At 46.2% G+C, this 21,883-nt stretch carries 23 protein-coding genes; 10 read left to right on the plus strand and 13 right to left on the minus strand.

Annotated elements, in window-relative coordinates; all coding sequences use genetic code 11:
* Positions 1-135: 135 nt before the first annotated feature.
* Positions 136-852: a lipid II flippase MurJ gene (locus AZI86_RS16105; RefSeq protein WP_253715990.1), complete on the minus strand. Its 717-nt coding sequence runs from the start codon at positions 850-852 to the stop codon at positions 136-138.
* A 103-nt stretch (positions 853-955) separates the two neighbouring features.
* Between AZI86_RS16105 and rpsT the strand changes: the two genes are divergently transcribed.
* Entirely contained in the window at positions 956-1,216 is a 261-nt protein-coding gene (rpsT, locus tag AZI86_RS16110; protein ID WP_061836322.1) for a 30S ribosomal protein S20, read from the plus strand.
* Positions 1,217-1,240: 24 nt separating this feature from the next.
* Here the strand turns inward: rpsT and AZI86_RS16115 are convergent, their stop codons facing one another.
* The 4 genes from AZI86_RS16115 to AZI86_RS16130 form a co-directional block, all read right to left on the minus strand.
* Positions 1,241-1,612: a PilZ domain-containing protein gene (locus AZI86_RS16115; RefSeq protein WP_061836323.1), complete on the minus strand. Its 372-nt coding sequence runs from the start codon at positions 1,610-1,612 to the stop codon at positions 1,241-1,243.
* A gap of 46 nt (positions 1,613-1,658) precedes the next feature.
* Complete coding sequence (locus AZI86_RS16120) at positions 1,659-3,203, minus strand: HAMP domain-containing methyl-accepting chemotaxis protein (protein WP_061836324.1); 1,545 nt, start codon at positions 3,201-3,203, stop codon at positions 1,659-1,661.
* 162 nt (positions 3,204-3,365) lie between these two features.
* A complete protein-coding gene (holA, locus tag AZI86_RS16125; RefSeq protein WP_061836325.1) occupies positions 3,366-4,385 on the minus strand; it encodes a DNA polymerase III subunit delta in 1,020 nt (339 codons plus the stop codon).
* A 29-nt stretch (positions 4,386-4,414) separates the two neighbouring features.
* Complete coding sequence (locus tag AZI86_RS16130) at positions 4,415-4,993, minus strand: LptE family protein (protein WP_061836326.1); 579 nt, start codon at positions 4,991-4,993, stop codon at positions 4,415-4,417.
* A 44-nt stretch (positions 4,994-5,037) separates the two neighbouring features.
* Between AZI86_RS16130 and AZI86_RS16135 the strand changes: the two genes are divergently transcribed.
* The 9 genes from AZI86_RS16135 (at position 5,038) to AZI86_RS16175 (ending at position 14,528) form a co-directional block, all read left to right on the plus strand.
* Entirely contained in the window at positions 5,038-6,213 is a 1,176-nt protein-coding gene (locus tag AZI86_RS16135; protein ID WP_061836327.1) for a pyridoxal-phosphate-dependent aminotransferase family protein, read from the plus strand.
* A complete protein-coding gene (locus AZI86_RS16140; RefSeq protein WP_061836328.1) occupies positions 6,210-7,196 on the plus strand; it encodes a D-2-hydroxyacid dehydrogenase in 987 nt (328 codons plus the stop codon). The genes AZI86_RS16135 and AZI86_RS16140 overlap by 4 nt, the downstream gene beginning before the upstream one ends.
* 63 nt (positions 7,197-7,259) lie before the next feature.
* Complete coding sequence (locus tag AZI86_RS16145; protein WP_061836329.1) at positions 7,260-8,561, plus strand: adenylosuccinate synthase; 1,302 nt, start codon at positions 7,260-7,262, stop codon at positions 8,559-8,561.
* A 133-nt stretch (positions 8,562-8,694) separates the two neighbouring features.
* The gene (locus AZI86_RS16150) at positions 8,695-9,516 is read left to right on the plus strand and encodes a PilW family protein (protein ID WP_061836330.1); all 822 of its coding nucleotides are present in this window, start codon (positions 8,695-8,697) and stop codon (positions 9,514-9,516) included.
* Positions 9,517-9,528: 12 nt separating this feature from the next.
* A complete protein-coding gene (locus tag AZI86_RS16155) occupies positions 9,529-10,143 on the plus strand; it encodes a hypothetical protein (protein ID WP_061836331.1) in 615 nt (204 codons plus the stop codon).
* 38 nt (positions 10,144-10,181) lie between these two features.
* Positions 10,182-11,597 (plus strand): type II secretion system protein, encoded by a 1,416-nt coding sequence (locus tag AZI86_RS19270; protein WP_157684735.1) that lies wholly within the window; start codon positions 10,182-10,184, stop codon positions 11,595-11,597.
* Positions 11,494-12,708 (plus strand): sterol desaturase family protein, encoded by a 1,215-nt coding sequence (locus AZI86_RS16165; RefSeq protein WP_157684736.1) that lies wholly within the window; start codon positions 11,494-11,496, stop codon positions 12,706-12,708. Before AZI86_RS19270 ends, AZI86_RS16165 begins: the two co-directional genes overlap by 104 nt.
* A 15-nt stretch (positions 12,709-12,723) precedes the next feature.
* Positions 12,724-13,200 carry a hypothetical protein gene (locus AZI86_RS16170; protein ID WP_061836334.1) on the plus strand — a complete coding sequence of 159 codons (477 nt, stop codon included), beginning with the start codon at positions 12,724-12,726 and terminating at the stop codon, positions 13,198-13,200.
* A 2-nt stretch (positions 13,201-13,202) separates the two neighbouring features.
* The gene (locus AZI86_RS16175) at positions 13,203-14,528 is read left to right on the plus strand and encodes a rhodanese-like domain-containing protein (protein WP_061836335.1); all 1,326 of its coding nucleotides are present in this window, start codon (positions 13,203-13,205) and stop codon (positions 14,526-14,528) included.
* On the opposite strand, the gene AZI86_RS16180 is transcribed toward AZI86_RS16175, so the two are convergent.
* The 8 genes from AZI86_RS16180 to AZI86_RS16215 form a co-directional block, all read right to left on the minus strand.
* On the minus strand, positions 14,525-15,814 hold the full coding sequence (locus AZI86_RS16180) for an outer membrane protein assembly factor BamB family protein (RefSeq protein ID WP_061836336.1): 1,290 nt from the start codon (positions 15,812-15,814) through the stop codon (positions 14,525-14,527). The genes AZI86_RS16175 and AZI86_RS16180 overlap by 4 nt on opposite strands.
* Positions 15,798-16,958 carry a hypothetical protein gene (locus AZI86_RS16185; protein ID WP_061836337.1) on the minus strand — a complete coding sequence of 387 codons (1,161 nt, stop codon included), beginning with the start codon at positions 16,956-16,958 and terminating at the stop codon, positions 15,798-15,800. The genes AZI86_RS16180 and AZI86_RS16185 overlap by 17 nt, the downstream gene beginning before the upstream one ends.
* Positions 16,930-17,526 carry a pentapeptide repeat-containing protein gene (locus AZI86_RS16190; RefSeq protein ID WP_061836338.1) on the minus strand — a complete coding sequence of 199 codons (597 nt, stop codon included), beginning with the start codon at positions 17,524-17,526 and terminating at the stop codon, positions 16,930-16,932. Before AZI86_RS16190 ends, AZI86_RS16185 begins: the two co-directional genes overlap by 29 nt.
* Before the next feature lies 1 nt (position 17,527).
* Positions 17,528-18,655, minus strand: a complete 1,128-nt coding sequence (locus AZI86_RS16195; RefSeq protein ID WP_061836339.1) for a YncE family protein — start codon at positions 18,653-18,655, stop codon at positions 17,528-17,530.
* A gap of 59 nt (positions 18,656-18,714) precedes the next feature.
* Positions 18,715-19,797, minus strand: a complete 1,083-nt coding sequence (locus AZI86_RS16200) for a sterol desaturase family protein (RefSeq protein ID WP_061836340.1) — start codon at positions 19,795-19,797, stop codon at positions 18,715-18,717.
* A gap of 99 nt (positions 19,798-19,896) precedes the next feature.
* Complete coding sequence (locus AZI86_RS16205; RefSeq protein WP_061836341.1) at positions 19,897-20,805, minus strand: HTTM domain-containing protein; 909 nt, start codon at positions 20,803-20,805, stop codon at positions 19,897-19,899.
* Positions 20,795-21,361: a hypothetical protein gene (locus tag AZI86_RS16210; protein ID WP_157684738.1), complete on the minus strand. Its 567-nt coding sequence runs from the start codon at positions 21,359-21,361 to the stop codon at positions 20,795-20,797. The genes AZI86_RS16205 and AZI86_RS16210 overlap by 11 nt, the downstream gene beginning before the upstream one ends.
* Positions 21,362-21,411: 50 nt before the next feature.
* Entirely contained in the window at positions 21,412-21,840 is a 429-nt protein-coding gene (locus AZI86_RS16215) for a PepSY domain-containing protein (RefSeq protein WP_061836343.1), read from the minus strand.
* Between the last annotated feature and the right edge of the window lie 43 nt (positions 21,841-21,883).

Below are 21,883 nucleotides of genomic sequence, written 5' to 3' on the forward strand. Positions count from 1 at the left end.
AAAAAGCGAACCACCCAAAAAAATAAAAGAAAGAGACCCCGCTGGCAGGCGGCAAGCAAAAAAAAAATCCACAAAAGTTGACAACGGTAAAAGCCCGACCCCAAAAACCCCCGGCACAAGCAAAAAAAACACTCCTTAACGTTTTGGTACCCACCCCAACCCCAGCCACCGCGGCAAACCCCCTCGGGAGCGCAAACCCAAAAAAAGCAATCCCGCCTGCAACATCCCCCCAACAAGAACCCCCCAGGCCAACCCATCCCCGGCCCCCTGAAACCATTCCGGCGGCATAAAGGTGAAGATCAACATAGAAACATTGAGTAAAGCCGGAGCCAAAGCCGGAAGACCAAAACTCCCCAGGGCATTTAAAAGTCCCATGTAAAAGGCATACATCGTCACAAAGAACGTGAACCCAAACATGATTCGTCCCATGCGCAGGGTGAGCTCCCACTTTTCCGCAGAAAGAACGTAAAGGTCCGAAAGCAACAGTCGAAACAGGGGTTCGACAAATACAACCCCCAATAGAGTCAAAATCCCCATGCCGATCAAAAGAACGCTATAAACCCCATTGGCCACGTTTTTCGCGCGAAGGCCTGAAGGGTCCCCGGCTTTTTCTTCCATAAAAACGGGAATAAAACTCACAGAAAGGGAGCCCTCGCCCAAAAGACGACGGAAGAGATTAGGAATACGGAAAGCGGCCGTCCACGCGTCGGTCACCGTTCGATCAAAGAGTGCTCCCAGGGCAATATCCCGGAAAAGCCCTAAGATGCGGCTAGTTAAAGTGCCCGAAGCCATATAAAGGGCCCTTTGCAGGACATTCTTGGGCTGATCTTTTGCACTTGCTTCGTGAGACACCGTATGTTAATCCCTGTGGTTCGTTTAAATAGTATTTAAATTTGATTTAAGGACTTATTAAAAGTCCATTTAAGAATTCGAAGATTACTGTGGAGGTTATCCCTTGGCAAATCATAAGTCGGCAGCAAAAAGAGCTCGTCAATCTATCCGTAAAACTGCTGTTAACAACGCTCGCATGAGCACTGTTAAAACTGCAGAAAAAAAACTAGTGAAAGCTATCACAGCTAAAGACGTTAAAGCTCTTCCTGAGTTGTTGAAAAACTTCACTTCTCAAGTGATGAAAGCTGCTAAAACGGGCGTGATCAAAAAAGAAACGGCATCTCGTAAAATCAGCCGTCTTTCTACACGCGCTTCAGCGAAATAGTTTAAAGAAGGAAATAGCAGACTCTTATGCCGCTTTAGGGACGGAGTCTGTGCGAGCCGAAACAAAGGAACGAATTTGGCGTTTGATGCCGAATTCGATTTCTAAAAAGCTCAATCCATGGGTGACTCTTGAGTCACCCTCTTTTTTTTGGGTTGAACGCACGAGCGCTCTTAAAAACACAAAGTCCCCTCCGGGCACCTGAAAGCTGACGACCAATTCGTGGCCCTCGGTCAATACGAACTCAGAAAGAATAGCCATCCCCCCCTCGCCCACTTCGCCAGATTCACACACAAAATAAGTTCCATCGCAAAGCACACCGACTTTACGCTTCATCGCTCGGCGTGGATACTGCCGACGGAAAAATCCCTTATCTTCGTGTTTTGTTCCTGGATCCATCCTTTTCTTATCGGCGCGGAGGGACGTCTTCTAAATAGCTCAAAGTCTAGGCCTGATGACGACCCGAGCTTTGGGGGCTTTCAAAATCAGACATTTTCTTAGGCTTAAACTGAAACACCTTGGCCGGATGTGGCCCTGAGTTCCCTGCCAACACCTTCTCGGATCCTCCATGCACGACGCGAATCAAGAGCTGGACTACTTTACGCATTTGCAGAGCTTGGGCGGAAAGTTCTTCAGCCGAAGCGGCGGTTTCTTCTGATGTGGCGGCATTAATCTGGGTTGCTTGATCAAGTTGGTTCATGGCTTGACTGATCTGCGAAATCCCCTGAGATTGTTCCGCATTAGCCGCCGCCATTTCGACATTCAATGCCGCCACCTGCTCGATGGCGCGCATCACTTCCTCTAACACCTTTCCACTTTCTTCAGCCTGACCTTCCCCTTGCGACACTTTTTCAACGCTGGCGCGAATCAATTGCGAGATGTCTTTTGAAGCGGCCGTGGTTCGCTGCGATAAGGTGCGTACGGCTTCGGCGACCACCGCAAAACCTTTTCCTTGCTCGCCGGCGCGGGCAGCTTCCACCGCCGCATTTAAGGCTAGCAAGTTTGTTTGAAAGGCGATCCCTTCGATGACCGCAATGATCTCTTCAATTTTTTTAGAATCACTGGCGATGTCTTTCATCGAAGACATCAGCACATGAATTTTCTGATCTCCTTGGGCCGCAATATTCTTTGCATGCGCTGCTAAGCCCGAGGCCTTTTGTGCGTGATCGGCGTTGATCTTAACCATGCCGGTCAACTCTTCAATGGCGGCGACGGTTTCTTCAAGCGAAGAGGCTTGTTCCGTGGAGGCATGCGACAATTGCACCGAGGCTTCAGCGATTTGTTGAGAAGCTTCGGTGACTTGATCCGAGCCCCCATTCAAATCCAGAATCACTTCGCTTAGCAACTTGCTTAAGGCTCTTAAAATAAGAGCCGCGAGGACGACACCTAAAAAAATCGAAACACCGCTAAAAATCAGCATCCATTTTTTGGCTTCCTGGTAATCCGCATCCGCCATCTGTTTATCCGCATTTAAAGCCTCGTTTTGGTGATGCACAATTTCTTCTAATTCAGAGTCTACTTTTTGTCTCAGCGGCAGTGAGTTTTGTTTAGAGAATACCCGTGCTTCATGAGATTTTCCGTCACTGATCATCGCCACGATTTGATGATCTACCTTGTACCATTCCAGATATTGATTTTGAATCAGCTGCATTTCTTTAAGGTCCGCTTCGGGAGTGTTTGGTACTTTTAAAAATTCTTGGATTTTACTAAGAATATCCACATGACGAGACTCAATGCTTTTCACCGCATCGGCGATCTCTTCCGGGGATTCTGCTAACATCACGTCGCGCTGTTTTATGGCTTGAGCATCAATCATGCTGCGCACGTCTTTGGCAAGAAGGGTGCGTGTTACCGATTCATCAAGCATTTCGTGAACCATGTCATCCATATGATGAAGCTTACTTAAGCCCATGGTGGCAATGCCAATAGATCCGATAATAAGGATAAGAACGATGGATCCGACTTTAAAATTTAAACTTCGATTTTTCACCCGAACTCCCAGTTATGACGTGCCGAAATGTCCTTTATTACTTTTCGGATAGTATGGCGATGAACTGTTGAATAATTAAGATCTCAAGAAAAATTGAGACATTGAAATTTGCTTAGGCAGCCTAGCAGTCGAGGTGTTTTTTTAGATCTTTTTGAGACTTTTTTAGTGCGCCATGACGGGCAAGGCGGAGCACGTTTTAAGCACCATGTTTTCAAGCCAAATATGACTTGAAAGTGGTGAGGACTTTAAAGCTTTATCAGTTTCAGACAAAACCACTAAAGTTTGTTCTAGCTTTTTAATTGTCCAAAGACGGGACTGATCTAGATAGTTTTCTAAGAAATAAGGCGGCACTTGGGCGAAGTGCGCAAGTTTTGCCCCGTGCAGGCCTTCTTCCGTGCCTCTTTTTAAGGTGAGAAGAATGCGCACGTGGCGCGCAACCAGTGACACAATACCGATTTCGTTTTGGCCTTGATCCAGCAGATGAACCAGATGCTCGAGGGCCTTAACGCGATCGTTTTCACCGATAGCTTTAGTAAAATCAAAAACGTTTTCTTCTTTAGAACGAGACACAGCTTGCGCCACATCTTGCATTTCGATACGACGTTCACCACCGACGAATTCGCCTAGCTTTTTGAGCTCTGCTTCGATTTCCGTTAAGTGATTGCCTACAAGTTTATGTAACAAGTGAATCGCGTCGTTACTGATGGTCAGGCCCAAGCTTTGCGCGATGTAATTCACCCAAGATGGAATCTGATTTTCATAAGGTTTTTTAAATTCGACACAATCCGCTTTATCTAAAAGCTGGCGGATTTGTTTTTTACGTTTGTCGATTCTGGAAGCCAAGATCACAAATACGCTGCTGTCCACCGGGCTTTCAATCAAAGATTCAAGCTCTGCCCATTCTTTGTCCGTCAGTTCCTGGGCTTCTTTAATGATGATCAAACGTTTGGCGGCCATCATCGGCAAAGTTTCAACCGCGTCTTTGACCGCGACGATATCCGCATCGCTCGCGTAAAAAAGGCTGTAATTAAAATCAACCGCACCTTCGGTCAAAACCGCGTACTTAAAACGTTCCACACTTTGATTAAGTAAATAAGGCTCTTCACCGAATAGGAAATAAATGGGCGCAAGCTGACCTCTTTCGAGATCTTTATAAAACTTTTGCGCGTCAATGAGTGCCATGCTTTGTTGAAATCCTGTTGTGAACCGATTTAAAAATTCTCGGTGATACGATCATGGGCTTCGACCATCATGTCGTTCGCCATAATGTCAATGTTCTGCCTGCGGGCTGAAAGATTGTAAAGAGGATTTACCGAGTTCACGCCTGCGAGCGTCACTTGCGGAGCCGCGTAGGTTCGCTCCCCCGTAAAATTGCCGGACCACAGCTCTGTTCCATCAGCCTGACGCACCAGTTTTACCGTCACACTCATCAAGATACGATATTCCGCAGCAAGGACGGTGCCTTCGGGTAAGTAGGTGGTTTTTCCATCGGCCACTCGTTTTGCGCCGGGAATGTATTGAACGGAATCAATTTGTCCAATGATTGCAACTTCGGACAAAGAGTTGTCCACAATTCGCGCAATGCGAGAACGGTGAAACTCTTGAACCAATGCATTGGTGTAACCAACCTCAATACCGACTTCTTGCGTTTTATTTTTAAAAACAGGAATAGAAATTTGCTTATATCCGCCCGGAATCGAACGCGCGCCAGAGCCTACCGAATAAGCACAGCCCGAAGAAAAAAGTGCGGCAAAGCCCGCGATGAGAAGACCTTTAAGTATTGCGTCCACAACCCCAGTTGAGTATAAATTGAACTAGAGATCAAGGAAGAAAAATGACATCTTTGCCCGATAATTCCGATTCTTACAGCTTATTAGCCCCCGGCCCGGTCAATCTGCATCCCGAGGTGCTAAAAACGCTGGCACTTCCTATGATTCATCATCGCACCCCTGAATTTGATGCGATTCTGAAACGTGTTTTAAAAAAAATGAAGGACATTTTTCAGACGACCGAAGACGTTTACATGCTGACCTCCACCGGTTCTGGCGGCATGGAAGCCTTGCTCGTCAATGTGCTCTCTCCGGGCGATAAAGTGATCGCGATTGTCTCTGGAAAATTTGGTGAGCGCTGGGCTGAAATGGCGAAAACTTTTGGCGCAGAAGTTCACGTTATTGATGTTCCTTGGGGTGAAACGGTTTCCGTCGCCGCAGTGTCAGAATTATTAAAAAAACATCCTGATACGCGTGCGGTTCTTTGCCAAGCTTGCGAAACCAGCACGGCCGTCGCCCATCCGATTGAAGATCTGGGCCGAGTGATTGCCCCTTATACCGAGACTCTTTTTTTTGTTGATGGCATCACCGCTTTAGGAGCTTACCCACTGCCGATGGACGCTTGGGGCATTGACGGTATTGTCGCCGGCTCGCAAAAAGCTTTTATGTTGCCAACAGGAATGAGCTTTATTTCGTTTTCTAAAAAAGCGGCGAAGTTTTTTGATTCAGCGAAATCTCCCAGATTTTATTTCGATGTTCGTAAAGAAAAAAAAGCCAATGCCGCTGGGGAAACTTTTTTTTCTTCGAATGTGGCTTTGATTCGCTGTTTAGATGTGGTTTTAGATCTTATCTTAGCTGAGGGTTTGGATGCGCACTATGCCCGCATTCACCGCAGAGCTGAATTCACGCGTAAATTTGCTCAAGAACTGGGCTTCACTCTTTACGCAAAGTCCCCGTCGGACTCTGTCACGGCACTCAAAGTCCCCCCCGCCATGGATGGACAAAAAATTCGTCTGCATTTAGAGGAAGTTCACAACATCACCATCATGGGTGGACAAGATCAGGCCAAAGGTAAAATCATTCGCATTGGACATATGGGTTATATCCAAGATGCAGAAATGTTGCGCTTGATTGAATGCCTGGGACAATGTCTTTACCATTTTGACTCGGGCTTTATTACGCTGGAACAGGTGGCGATGGTGGTCCGAGACGCCCAAAATTACTTGGAGCAAAACGGATGAAAAAGAAAATCTTAGTCACCGATCGTTTTGCGCAAGACAGTTATTTATTCTTGCAACAGCATGCCCAGTTTGAACTCGTGCGCAGTGATCACCCCCAGCATCTGCCTTTAGAACATTTGGTCAGTGCCAATGCACTTTTGATTCGCAGTCGGACCTTGATCAATGAAGAGCTTTTAAAAAAAGCCCGTCAGTTGCAGTTGATTATTACGGGTACTAGCGGCTTTGATCATATTGATTTAGAGGCGACACAAAAATGGGGTGTCACGGTCATGCACACTCCTTCAGCAAATATTGAATCTGCGGCCCAGTTAACATGGGGTTTGGTTTTAAGCTGCGTCAATAATATCCAGCAAGCGCACAAAATGATGAAGGCTGGAGAATGGCGTCGCGATGCGATCACGGGCATAGAACTTAAAGGCCGAACTTATGGGATCGTAGGTTTGGGACGTATCGGCAGTCGCGTGGCAGAAATTGCCCAAGCTTTCGGCATGACCGTCATTGCTTATGATCCGTACCAAGAGGACGACGTTTTCGCTCGGCTGAAAGTGCCGCGCTTAAGTTACGAAGAAGTTTTAAAAACTGCGGATATTTTAAGCTTTCACGTGCCGAAGACCTTAGAAACCGAGCATATGCTCAATCGCTCCCAGTTTGAGTACATCCATCGCGGGATTGTTTTGATTAACACTTCGCGTGGCTCGGTGATCAATGAAAATGATCTCGTCGAAGCAATTGAGAACGGTTATCTTCGCGCCGTGGGTTTAGACGTGTTTGAAAAAGAACCTCTGCCGCGCACTTCGAATCTTTTAAATTACCCTCACGTGGTTTTGACACCGCATATTGGCGCTAATACCGAAGATGCTTTCTTTAAAGCGTCTCAAGTGGCCGCTAATAAGCTTATGGCGTTCTTTAATGACGGCAGTACTTCTGACACACTTCCCCCAAGAGCTCCTTGGTACGGAGCGACTCCATTTAAAGGTGAATAATTTCTTGCATGAATTTCCCGCTTAGGAGACAGTTCTTATGTCTTTTTTTCTAGGGGAAAATTCATGGCAGGTATTGTTGTAGTCGGCGCCCAGTGGGGCGATGAAGGCAAAGGTAAACTCGTTGACGTGTTCGCAGAAAAAGCCGACATGGTTGTGCGCTATCAAGGTGGCGCCAACGCAGGTCACACGCTGGTCGTTAACGGAGTTAAAACCGTTCTGCACTTAGTCCCTTCCGGCATCTTACGCCAAGACACTCAATGCGTGATTGCCTCTGGTGTTGTGATCGATGTTTTTTCTATCCGCGATGAAATCAAAAAACTACGTGCCACAGGTTACTTAGAAAACGCGAAGCAGCTGATGATTTCGGATACGGCCGCAATCATCCTTCCTTACCATAAAGCTTTGGATGCCGCCCGCGAAGCTTCTTTAAGCAAGGATGCTAAAATCGGAACGACGGGAAAAGGTATCGGTCCTGCTTATGAAGACCGTGCTTCTCGCCGGGCTGTTTTATTTGGTGATATTTTTGATCAGCAAACATTGCGCACCAAAATTGAACTGGCTTTAAGAGAGAAAAACTTCATCTTAGAAAATTATTATAAAGCTCCTACCTTCAATATCGATGACATCATGAAGTCGTTAGCGGAAGTCGCCGAAGATTTAGCTCCGTACCGTTGCCGTGATACTTCACTGGTCGTAGGTAAACAGCTTAAAGCCGGAAAACGCGTTTTGTTTGAAGGCGCTCAAGGTACCATGTTAGATATCTTGCACGGAACTTATCCGTTTGTAACAAGCTCTTCGACCTTGGCTTCAAATGCGTGCGCCAGTGCGGGTATCGGTCCTACGAATATTCAAAAAGTGATCGGCGTCTTTAAAGCTTACACGACTCGTGTGGGTGGCGGTCCTTTCCCCACGGAACTCAATGACGAAGTCGGCGCAAAAATTCAAGCCGATGGTCATGAATTTGGCGCGACCACCGGTCGTCCCCGTCGTTGTGGGTGGTTAGATCTTGTGGCTTTGAAATACGCGATTCGCATTAACGGTATTACGAACTTAGCGATGATGAAACTAGACGTCTTGACGGGACATGATCGCATCGGGGTTTGCACGGCTTACAAAGTCAACGGCGAACTGGTCACAGAACTTCCGACATCCCCTTATGAGCTTGAAAAAGTGGAGCCGGTGATCGAATGGATTCCGGGCTGGAAGGAAGATTTAACGAAGGTAAAAACCCTCTCGGACCTTCCACGCCCGACCACCAACTACATCGACTACTTGGGGTCTCAATTAGGGACACCGATTGATGTGATTTCAGTCGGACCGGGTCGTGAACAAACGCTTTGGGTTAAGCCACTGTTTAATAATTAAAAACACTTCCCCCTGTTTGCCGAGCGAACAGGGGATTGTCTCAATCCAAGACCTTTGTATGATCTGTTAGCCAAGAGATTTTCGCCACAGCCGAACACGTGTTATTATTAGAGAAATCTTAACATGTGGTGTGATGAAAAATAACAAGGGCTTTTCACTTATAGAGATCATGGTATCTCTGCCAATTGCTTTAACTGTTCTGGGTGCCGTTGGCGCAGCCATCATCGCTTTTTATTCCATGTCGTCACGGACTAAGGAAAATATCAGCACCGATCAAGAATTGAACTTAATGCTGAACAGCTTGCGAACAGCGGCTCGTTTGGGAATCAACGTTCGTTGGGCGAATACGTCAGGTGGTGGTTTGCGCAACACCGGATCCCAACCTTCGGGCGGTGAAGGCTATGTTTTGAACAACTTCACCTATTCTCAATTTACTCATCTGAATGGTCCCGCTCCTCTGATGTATTTTAATCGCGAAACGGCACAGTCCGGCACCTCCGCCCCGCGCGCCACGGCTTTATTTTTTGTTCCGCCAACGGCAAATACTCCCGGACAGTTGCAACTGACATTAGCCAATACGGCCGGTGCCCTGACTTTAAGTCCTTGCCTAGCCACCGGCCCTTGTACGGCCAACCCTCCACCTTCGGTGATTCTTAATAACGTGGTGGGTGTGCGACTTTATGACAATCAAAATTCTCCTGTCTATCGCATGATGAACAGCGTGAAGCTGGGTATCACTGTGCGCAGTTTTATTGCGAACTCGGACAAACCCCGCCGATATTGCCCCCAAGCGGACTGGGCAGCCTCTTGCGCTGACGGCGGTCCTTACCGCGATTTCGAGCGCATCGTAGTTTTGCAATTTGATAACAACCGACAAGATTCGATGAATGCAGGATTTGATTTGCCCTATGGTGTTTACTTTTTTCGGCCCGCCGGGCCCCGCTGGTCGAATTAGGAGGGGCGCAGAATGGGTGTGTTAGCTCCTTTAATAGCTTTGATCGTCGGAATAACATTGATGGCTAATGTGTCTGATTTCTTTGTTTCTTCGCGAGAAACTTCAAAGCAAAACTTTATGGCCATGACAAAATTAGATGTGGCGCGGGAAATGGGTCCTATCGTGCGTAATGCGTATGACATGCGTTTGCGAGGCGCCTGCCCATCGGGAACAACCGCAAGAAATTCCGTAGAAGGCATTCAACTTTGCTGGAGAACCTTAGACAACGGATGCATTCGCCCCATGGATAAAACGATTTGTTTAGCCTCCGGGTTTGTATCACATCACTCTTCCCCTATCCCCTGGTATTTGAAATTTCTTGGCGTCGAAAACGCCTACGCTCAACGTGCGGCTCCTTGGCCAACTTCTCCGCGCGGGGGAGTGGCTTCCGGGAACGGAGTTTGGGTGGGAGCCCCCATTCCGGGTCCCGCCGCCGCCGCAACGACGTTTTCGCCTGTCTGCGGATCGGCCGGCACAGTTTGTATCACGATGGATTTCTGCTTAGGCGAAAAAGATATTAAGGTGAATGGCTGTGCCTCGACCAGTCCGATTTATATTCGCCAGACTTTTGCTATTTGGAATTTTTAGTTTTTAATTTTTTGAAACGTTTAACTAAAGGACTTAAAATGTCATCACAACAGCTCAGCAAAAAACAATCTGGGTTCTCGCTTGTAGAAATGTTGATTGGGTTGACGATTGTCGGAGGCGTCTTTGCCATCCTTTACAATTTCGGACGTATGAACGCTCAGCGCGTAAGTTCAGAGTCCATCACCGCCTGTGAACAAATCGCGCGATCATCCTTAGACAATTTAAGATCTTTTGGTCTTGAGAGAACCAGTGCCAATATCAATAGGGAAGCTAATCTCATCGGACCACCCGATGGTACTAAGGTAAACAGTACTGTCATTCGAACAGAAGATGCTTGGGGTGTCACGGATCCTTCCCGAATTCTGTTGGATCGCAATACGCCCCCAAATCAACCATCTACATCCAACTTTCATCTAAATACCATCGGGACCATGAGTACCCTGGCCAAGCTTTACTCTACCAATCCTACCTACTGCTCAGGAAGTGTTCCTTATCCTGGCAACCTTTTAGTACAAGGAGGAATCGCCAATGGTGGTAATGACCGTTTTCAATCTGTGAATACGACACTTAAGATTCAATCTTATCAACTTTCGACGGGACAAATCGGTTGCCATCCCTTTTACCCTGTCCCTGCTTCCGCGGACGCCAGCCCGACAGCAGGCGGCACGGTTCGACTTCCACCGGAAGCCTCGTCGGATTACGGATTCTGGGTGACCGTAAATACATCTTATGCTGAAGCGAATGGCAAAACCGGATCATGTACGGCCTCTTCGCTCTTTCAGTATCCCGCCAAACGAAGACCCAGCAGTTCAAGTCCTTCAGGATTTATGACAGCCTCGGATCCCGGCGGGCCGGGTGTGTGTAAACCGACTATGACAGGCACAACCACAACAATCTATATGCCCGCCCAAAGTGAAGGCAAAGATTGGGTCATGGTTTGCCAAGATGCTTCTTATTCAAGTCCGTTATCAGGCCCATCTTGCTCAGGAAGGGTCAGTCAAGAGCCGTTTACGGTTGCTAACAATGCGTGGGTAGACTGCCGGCAGGTCACATTATGCAACGAGCCTGCGGCAAACAACTCTGTATGGGTGTCACCCAATGAAGTGAGAGTCTTCCATTCGAAATTAAAATGGGGCTGTCACCCAAGAATGAATGTCCGAGTTGTCGATTCCGCTCAAAACTTGGTCGGCAGTCAAATAACGATTACAGACCCCAACATAGATAGTTGGTGGTCTCAGGGACCTGGTTGCCACGGTCCAAACAGATGTGGACACACATGGTGTGACTCGGAGCCGTACTGTCCTCCAATTGACCCAACTCCTCCTTGCTCTGGTTGGTGGTGCGGTTGGTATGGCGGCGGTGATGGCGGCGGCTGGAGCGGCGGTGGCGGCGATGGTGGTGACGGCCACGATGGCGGTGACGGCAGCGGAGGCGGAAGTGACGGATGCGACTAGCGTCTTCCTCTCGTTTTTAGACTGGATTAAAAGCTCTGCTTTAATTCTTCCGACTCGCTTTTTGAGCGAGTCGGATTCGCTTTCATGGCGATGGTTTTTTTCGGCGTTTTTAATAGCCTCTTTAAGCACGCTGCTCTTTTCAAAAAATTTAAAAAGATCCTTACGTCGTCTTAAAGCCCATTTGTTTTCCAAGCGAGCGAAGGGTGAGCTTGCATTGGATTTAAAGTTTTTCGCTTTTAAATTTTTCTATGACCCCATCGAAATGATTTTTTACGGAATCTTTTTTGCGCATGCGACAGTGTGGGTGGAGCGCAGCCTGCGCTATCTCATGTACCCCCTTTTGCCTCAACCCCTGATCTTTTTTGATCCTGTTTTTGGGCCCATTGCTTATATCATCCTTCTGTTTTTACTAAACGATTTTGCTTTCTTTATCTTTCATTACCTTAGCCACAAGTATGCTTCGCTGTGGGATCTGCATGCCGTTCATCACCGCGCCCGGCACTTAAATCCTTTAACCAAATACCGGGTTCACCCCCTTTCCATGGTGATCAGCTTTTTTGTTAGCATTGCCGTGGTGGGCGTCACCCTGGGGATCGTAAAGTCGTTTGTTTATTTTCCGCGCTATTCAGCCAACGACACGACTCGTATGCTACAAAATATAATTCTTTTTAGTTTCGCCTGGAGTCACCTCCGCCACAGCGCTTATTGGATCTCTTTCGGTAAGTTCTTAAGTTACATTCTTATTAGCCCTGCCATGCACCAGATCCATCACAGTCGTAAGCCTGAACATCTCAATAAAAATTTTGGATCTGTTTTTGCCGTTTGGGATTATATCTTTGGGACTCTTTATATCCCCGTGAAAAAAGAAAAACTGTGGCTTGGCGAAAGCGCGCTGGTTCAAAAAGAACCTTGGACTTTTACCAAAGAAATGCTGGAACCTTTGCGTTCTGTCAAACGTCGTTGGATGCGGAAAGTTCCCTATCCACGACTCGCTTTTGCAGTTACTATTCTTTTCTTGATGGCTTCTTTGCTTTCCATGCGTTATTTCGATCACAACATGGGAACTGAGTCACGGGTCTCAACAAGGGTTTCCAACGCTGACACTGATTAAAAGGAATTTATCAATATGAAAGCAACTTGTATCACCTTCTTGGTATTCACTTTAGTTTCTTTATCCTCGCACGCTCGAACGAATTATCTTTTTCAATCCCTCAATGATCTTGATAAGTATATAGTTACTCCGCGAGATTTAAAGGGCACCGCTTTGATCATCAGTATCCCAGAGCCCTGCAATTCTTGCGAATCGCTTAAACCTTTCCTTAATGATTATATCGCTGATGAAAATAGACCCCGTGCCGAACTCATCATCGCGGTGGGAGCTCCCCTGTGGCGTAAAGCAAAAGACATGATTGACAAAGCCACCTGGCTTACGGCCACTGAAAAACAAATGACCTACAATGACCCGAATGCCCGTTTCCGCAAGACGGTGGGAGGGAATGACATCCGCGTCGTCTTAATGGAAAGAGACGGATCCGTGAAGAAAAGTGCCTCGTTCGATATCAAAACCCGTTACAAAGATTTCGTTGCCCAAGGAGACAAATAAAGATGCGCCGCTTGATTATTTTCTTCAGCTTGAGTTTCAGCCTTGCCTCTTATGCGCAGAACTGCAAAAGCATTTCTCAGGTTCAAGTGCCGGGCGCTTTTTTAGAGGAATTTTTTAAACCCTCCCAAAATAATAAAAAATATTTTTTCACTCTTCCGGAATCCTATTGCTCTCAAGTCGGAAAAAGAATTCAGCTTATGGATCCTTACGGAAATGAAGCGGGCACGTTCACGGTGCGGCAGCAATGGACAGGAAAATACAACCTAGACACGCTGTCAAACTCTCCACGCGAATCATTGCCGGTAATGTACCAAGAGTTCTTAAAATCAAAAATATTGGATGACACTTCTTTGACAACGCTGATGCGCCTTAGCTTTGATCCGGATTTTTCCCTGGAAAAATCTAGCGTGCACCTTTTAGAGGGCGGCTTTGTCGTCAACGATCGCTACACGCTAAACTGGAATATTAAGACGGAGCCTCTCTCACTAAAAACTGTAAAAAAAATCGACTATGAGGGCGTAGTTGATTTGCTCGGATCGTCCTTAGTCATTGATGCGCTTCCGGATTCCCCCTCGCGACCTAAAAACAACTGGAAAATTCCCACCGCCATCGCTTCCCCGCTTCCGCCCCGTTTTCCTTGTGGGCTTAGCAATTGGCGGGAAATTCTTTCTTTAAGTCAAAGTATCAAATTTGAAAAATACCAAGACAAAAAAAATCAGCCGGTGATTGTATACTCCTCGTATCTTGAGCCTTCCTGCGCCATAAATACCATCGTTTATTTGCAGCTGCAGGGTTTTAAAGATGTCCGTTGGTTTGAACTTGCTGCCAGAGAATGGCAATACGGTGCGGAAAAAGCGCGCCAAGATCAAATGAAACCAGATATCAAGCAAATCAACGGTGCCGAGATTCTAAAAATGAAATCCTCCCCCGACGTAGCGATTATAGACGTAAGAAGCGAAGACCTCTACAAACAAGGACACATCCCGGGCGCCTTTAATAATCAATTCATCCTGGTGAATGTGTCAGATTTCAATAAGCAAACCAAAGCGACCCCGTGGGCGAAAAGCATGGTGAACCAAAAGATGGAGACGGCCGGTATCTTTAAGACTACGTTTGAAAAAATGTTGTCGGATAAAATGACGACCGTGATTTTTTACACCCAGACGTTTTTACCTACGGACTTTGTGGGTGTGGCCAAGCAACTTCACCGTCACCATAAGATGCCTGAAAAACTCAAAGTTTACTTTTACCAAGGTGGTATGGCCGAGTGGATCGGAGCGGCAGAGTGGCAGCCCGATCTCTACAAGATAGAGTCTAAATCCAACTAGGGACTTTCTAACACAAAAGTCCCGCCCCTCTCGGGGATGAGATAAACTTTCCCCTCATGGGGAACGACTTCACCAGAAAGTCTTCCGGGTAAATCCCAAGTTTTAATTCTTTTAAAGGTTTCTGAATCAAAAACACAAAGGCGGGTGTCATCACACCCCGTCCACACCAAAAACTTGTTCTTACGACCTTTGTCTTTCGTTATAATCGGCGAAGCCTTTCTGGCCCCCCGAGTGTATTCTTTTTCTTCACAGACCAAATCTTGTTGCGGGCTTAACGTGAATCGACAAAGCCCCCGGCTGCTATTGATAAAACCGTATTTACCGTCGGGCGTAATGGCGATGCTGGACTGATTGGGAATTTGGATTTCTTTTCTCCAGAGCACAGTTCCGGTAGCGACATCCAGGGCATAAACATGGCTATCCCAAGTCGATAGATAAGCGATTTCGTTATGAATGCTGGCCGTAGATTTCATCGGCTTCCCGATATAAAGCCGCCATGCCGTTTTGCCATCGGTTTCACGGATGCCGTTGACGTAGCCCGCATTATCCCCGACCACTATGATCTTTGTTCCCTGATATTCCTTGGCCGACAACGAAGGCGACGAATGGCTGTGATCCCCCAGCCATGCCGATCTCCAAATGACTTTTCCTGTGTTGGCCTCAATCTTCGCGATAAAACCATTGGGTGCATTCGTTTCAACGCTGATCAGAACATATCCATCATCCGTAATCAAAGGTGATGCACCAAAGGTATCCCCCAACTGCAAAATCCAGGACAGCTGGCCATTATTTTTGTCTAATCCCAGCATAAGCCCGGAATAATCACCGGCAATAATTAGATCTCCCCAGGCCGCGGGCGTGCCGTGAAATCCGTAGGCGGAAGTAAAGTTGCGCAAGTTCCATTTCACATTTCCCTGCAAATCCACCGAACGGAGCAAACCCGCGTCGGTCGCAATCACCACCTGATCGTCCAAGACCAACGGACTTGATTTACTCGCCTGGTGAACAGAGATATTTGTAGCGTCATTAAGTTTTCTAAGCTTAAGGGAGGTTGAAATTTCAAGATCAAAAAAACCCGTTCGTTGAACGTTATGACGATAAAATGTTTTTGGCGCAGCCACGTCCGGATTTAGTTTTTTTAAAATCACACTGGGTCCGACCTGTGGGATTTGTTGAAAATACGGTCGCTCCGTCCACCATGTCGCCCCTTGGTTGCCCGATAGGACCAACAAGCCGAAGCTTGAGGCTAAAACAAAAAAGCCGTAAATACTAAAAAACCGAAGCATACGAATCCTGACAGAAATCAGTGGTGTTTCTTATGATGCGAAATTCGCTGTCCGTCGAGCGTCGGGAATAAAGAATAAATCCCAGCTTCTGGTCCGCATTTAGATTTTCACAATAACGTCTTAACTGCGACTCAAACGAACCAGGATCACAGCGCGTGCGCATGGCATTGGACTGTGAGGTCTCGACAAAGTAAGTAGAAGAGTTTTTAGGATCCTGCACATAAACCAAGGGATAACACACCGGACGGGCGTCCAACATATTGACGCGTAATCCGCGAAAATGACCTTCCAGCGCGGGATCGCGTCCCCAGAAAAAGGGGTACGAGTTAAAGATCAAAAATGCGACTAGAACCGAAGCCGTCACCGGCGAAATTTCTTTTAGAATCTCTCGGTCATATTTCTTCCAAAGACTCATGGCATAAGGTGCTAAAGCCAGAAACATCATCACCGGATAAAAATATCCAACGATGTGCCAAGAAAACAAATGAAACAAAAACAACTGCAATAAGGTCACAATCCGCAAAGGAAGACTTTTTGAAAGCAATCCCCATACCAAAATCAGCTCAAGAATAACGACATACGCCAGGGCCCAAGCCAGCCACTTGCCCTGAAGTATAATACTGGGAACCAGAAGTGCAGCCCCGCTCAGCCATTCGTTATTGAGCTTCAATGTCCCGGCAAGAAAGTAAAACATCGCCAACACTAAAAAATAAGAAACGCGTTTTTTGGGTAGGAAAAATAAGGCCCCTACCAAAAAGAATTGAATCAGATGGTAATTCCCCATCAAATTAAATCGACTTAAAAAAAGCCCCAGCTTAACTGCGGTTACTAAGAGCAACAAACCCAAAGCAAATCGGCGAAAGCGAGGAATTAAAATAAGAATCAAGGCGCTCGACGCAACAAAGGCGTAAGAATAAAGGATTCCGCGAGCGAGGTCCGAAGAAAACTTGATGGTCTGCGCGCAGGAAGGAAAAAATCCGTGGCACATAGCATGGCCATTTGTGTCGGGAAAGGCTTTCATAAAATTCGGAGAATGCCAAAAATACGCCGTCACCAAGTGCATCACGATCAAACAGACCGAGGCCACCCAAAGAACGGGATCATGAAGGATCTCGTCAGTTGTTTTTTTCCACCAATTTTTCATCGCTGATCATCCCCAACTCGTGTGCCGTACTGATAGAAAAAGGTAATTTTGTTTTTGAATCAAATCTAGCTCCACGAAATGTGGTGCCTAAAACCCAACTGTTCTTAAGATTCGCGCCTCTTAAATCCGCTGACGAAAAATCACAGAAGCTTAGATCCGTTTCTCTCAAGTCTGCTTTTTGAAAGGATGAAGAAACAAATCGGGCTCGATAAAACTTGCTGCCGCGTAAATCCGCATGGTCAAAGATGGAGCGGGAAAAATTGCTGTCTTTCCCGCGGAAACCCCTCATATTCACCCAGGTAAAATTTGAGTCCATAGCTAAGCCTGACCACAGTTCAGCCTCTTTCAGCTCTGCGCCTTTTAAATTTTTCTTTTTTAAAGTTCCGGGAATGCGCATCTTATAAAAGGTGCTAAAACTTAAGTCGTCCGGCAATTCTTTAACTTGCAAACGTCCTTGAATTTCATAATTCACGCAAGCCCCTTTGGATTTATCCCCTTCACACAGATAAGAATCCGCTCCTGCAGTTGCGGCTAAACCCATAGAAAGGACCAGAATCAGCAATCGCATCTTAAGCCTTTTTTAAAGAACCAAAGGGGTATAAGTGAATGGAATAAAAATCACTCTTAGATGAACCTAAGCTTTTTATTTCTTCAAAACTTTGAATATCAAAAAACTTTTGAGTTCCTTTGTCTTCTCCGTCTCGATAGTAAGACACCGAAAGGACTCGTCGACCCTCAACGTCAATTTCAACCATGGATCGCGGACGTTCTTTAACATCAATGGATTTAATCACTTCAAAACTCGATTTATCGACGACCAGAATTCGATCCGAGATCGTCAAGGTCAACCAAATACGGTGATTGGCTTCATCCACAAAGGCGTTGAGGGTTTCCCCTTTCAAGGTGAGGCCCCAGTTTGCAGAAACCACTTCCATTATTTCTTTTCCCGGACGGTAAACTGAAAAAGAGATATTTTCATCCTCAGTTCTTTTTTGGTTATCCGCCCCAGTAAAATAAATTTCGCCATTGGGCTGCTGCCAAATATGCCCTGGCGCGTATCCAGGTTTATCCAAAAAAATTTGTCGTTCTAATTTTCCGGTAGCTAACGATATCCAAGAGACATTCGCCTCATTTTTTCGCGTGCCCGCATTCACGATTAAAAATTGATCCGGGTTTTTTAAGTCCACCTGCAAGTCGTGAGGGCGATAACCGTGCGAATCAATTTGCTGCAACACTTGCATCGAAATGCTGTCATAAACAAGAATCACACCTTCTCGATTTTTTTTCTGCGCGGTGATATAAATCAATGAACCATCCGCCGAAAAAAAACCATGTCCATAAAACCGGGTTCCTTCAGGTGATTGAACGATCCGCGGGTGCATGTGTTCATTCTGCACGTCAATAACAGCTCCCAATAAGCCATCTTTTTCAATGGCCATAAGCTGCCATGGCCTTGCCTTATTCTGCCACACGGAATGCGCCTTTAAGGGTATGGTCCAGCTCCGCAAAAGCTCTGCTTTTGCGGAAATAAGACCGACTCTTCCCAGCTTGTCCACGCGACGATCGTAATCTCCGATGATGAACTTCGCATCGATAGGCTCTTGCAGGGATGGCTCCACCCAGCGCCACAGTGCAAAGGTCCCCACACCCACGGCAGAGATGGTCAAAAATTTTCGGCGTGAAATGGCTATAGACATATGACCTACCTTAACATACTTGAGCACTGAGTGACCCGTTCACCTAGACCTTAAACTGATTAAAATGCGTAAACTTTTAAAGCGCAGCTTGCCAGCATTAAGACCAATGTAAGACAAAGAACTAAGCGCCAACCATAACGAGGCTCTTTGGCTCGCACCCACGCACCAAAACCAGGTAAAGATTCGACCGCTTTTACGACGGGCGTTTTAAACTCTCCCCACAGGGTTTTCTTTTCGTGTTTTGCTTCAGCGGACTCACCAAATTGCAGGGCTTCTTTTTTTTCTGGAACGTACAGTGTTCCAAACATTAAATCCCAAATGGCAAACATGCTTCCCAGATTTTTCCCTTGATGCTGAGGAGCATAGCTATGATGGATTTGGTGCATCGCGGGGCTCACCAGAACTCGACTTAAAACCGGCCCATAGGAAATCCAATAGTGACTGTGGCGGATGTGCCCAAAGATAAAATGGGCGCCAAAAGCGACCGCTAAATAACCAAAGTCATATCCCGGAGTCGAACCTTGAATGGAAAAAAAGGCGTTAAATACACCCATCATGAACGCGCCCATCGTGAATGAAAAAGCATTGTTAATCAAATTATCAAAGGGATGGGTGCGATATTTTAATAGTGGTGTTAAGTACGTCGAGCGATGATGAACAGAGTGCAAATGCCAAAAAAAGTTCACCTGATGTTGGATTCGATGACTCCAATAATAAGCCAGATCATAAAATAACAAGACCCATAACGCTTTGAACGCATATGCCGGAACCCCATGGAGCACAATAGCATGAGCTTCCGTAAGATATCGCGTTAGACCCAACCCGTGCCAACGAGCAACGCTTGAAATCCAAATAAAAATGGGCGTTAAAAAAACAATCTTCAAAGGTTGGTATAAGATTTTAAGGATAAAGAACTGAACATCTAAATGAGCTTCACTGCGCGCGCGTCGCGAGCGTAAATGAGCTTTTAAACGTCGCCATGAGCGTTTTTTACTTTTTGAAAAAAGCAGGGTCAGAAGAACAACCGCCAGCAGATTCCAGGCAAACCACTGCCAATGAAGCAGATCCTCCAAATTGGAAAATCCCCCCGGGAAATCAGAGAAATTTTGGATGTATTCATCGACCCAGTTTTTTATCATCATCGCGCCCAATACTTTATTGTACTGCGATGCCGAGTGCGAGTAAACAGCCGTCCCGAACAGTCCTGTTTCAAAATGAGATCAGGAAATTTTGCCGAGCGATCACTGTCCCGAATTAACACATGAGCTAGACTTCGTCTTCCGCCCTTCGATAAAACTTAAAAGTCCCGCGACCATCACCCACTGAAATATATTGATCACCATCGTCGCTTCAAGAGCCAAATGAAAGCAGATGGCCAAAGCTAATAACCAATACCTTAAGCGAGGAATCCAGATTAAAACCGCCAGCACTCCTTCAATGATCAAAGTTCCATAGGTTGCCAGATTGATTAGAATTCCAGAACTTACTAAAAATTCAAATTGAGTCCTAAAATAAGGCGGCAATCGGGTGGCATAGTAAACGGCCGTCCCCGCTCGCCAGTTTGGCCCGTCCAATTTATATATGAACGTGGAAAAATAAAGAATGCTCATCTGAAACTGCATGGCTCTCACGGCCCAGGCATTTTTAATAAGCTGCTCTTGCCAAAGATTTTTGAATGACCGCGTCTTAAGATACGCGCCCACTGATGCCACCCTATCTGCCGGAACGAAGATCATAAAAAACATCAGATTCGCCGCAAGATTATGGCCGGAATCAAAAACTAAATAATTCCGCAATGTAAAATAATTTAGAATAATCCAAACAGTAAACGCAGACACGCGGTAAAGCGAACCCAACGTGAACAACAAAATACCACAAATGAATAAGGCATAAACGAAGTCCAATCCTATAGGTGACAGCGCAAAAACATCACCCGAAATACCAAAAAATTTAAGCAGCGTCGGAAAAGATCTTTCACTGCCCGCTGGCCCGAAAACGCCCCCTTCACCAAACATGGCATGACGTTCGGGCAAGTAAGAAAGCGCATCGTAAAGAAGGGCCAGACCTAAAATAATGCGGGTTCCGGCCATAGCTCGGGCTGAGGCCGTCATAAACCAAAAACCTGTAAGAGATCTTAGCTTAAGGCTCATAGGTTTTACTAAATCCTATGACTTCTGTGGGTGGCAACCGCCTCATGTCCTGTAACGTTAAGATGCCTTCATTAATATTAGGAATTCGACCTTCCTGCCACACGAGTTCGGCCCGCAATATTTTTTCACCTGAAATACTTTTTCTCTTCGTTACTAAAGCATCCAAAAAATTCTCGCAATTGGTACGGCAATCTGTTTCGCCCCAAAGACGAATATAAAATAGAGCCCACAACGTTTGATCGACGCCTTTAAAAAAGCCGTGCTCACGGAGGCTGTAAAAATCAAATATTTTTTGCTCTGAAAACTGATGGCTTGAAACATTGCTATAAAAACGCGCCGTCAAAACCACGGGATATTCACGACGGGGGCCCGGGGCAAACATACTCCACTGCGTTTTCCACCCCAGGGTTTGAAATCCTCGACGAACGGAGTGGACCGGTTGAACCTCGCGCAGTCCGGGTATCGTGGCCAAAAAATAAAACAGCGTGATCAACGTCATTAAAATCGCAGCAAGCATTTTTAATTTCGTCTCACGCTGTTTCACATCGGTCTTCATGGCACTATATTACCTGCGACCGAAATCGAATTCACGATATCTTTTAAAAACTAATCTTTTTTGGCCTTTTTCAGTTCTCCGGATTTCGCGTCGATCACGTATTCCATTTCTTTACCGTTTTCAAAACCTTGGAATTCGTAAGCCCAACCCGTTAATGTCCCTTTTTCTAGAGACCACTTGCCTACAGGGTTTTTGCCGGCTTTTTTCGCTGCCGCCACCGCATCTTTTAAGGTCAGCATTTTATCCGGTGGATTAAAGACGTCTTTATCGACGTTTGTTCCTGAAGCTTCATTGAAGGCCCCGTCCATACCGAACTCGATATCAATAAGGCTGCCATGATCAGTTTGCATTTTTACTTCTTTTGAAGTTTCGTGGACAACTTTGCTGTTGGGAACAAATTTAGAAGCCATATCCGCCGACTTGGCTGCAAGTGCGAGTGATGATGCAAAAAGCAGAGAACCGATAATTACTTTCTTCATAAAACCTCCGTTGATTTACGATGCTAAGTACAGAGATTTAATG

The sequence above is a fragment of the Bdellovibrio bacteriovorus genome, from assembly GCF_001592735.1.
GTDB classification, from domain to species: Bacteria; Bdellovibrionota; Bdellovibrionia; order Bdellovibrionales; family Bdellovibrionaceae; genus Bdellovibrio; species Bdellovibrio bacteriovorus_D.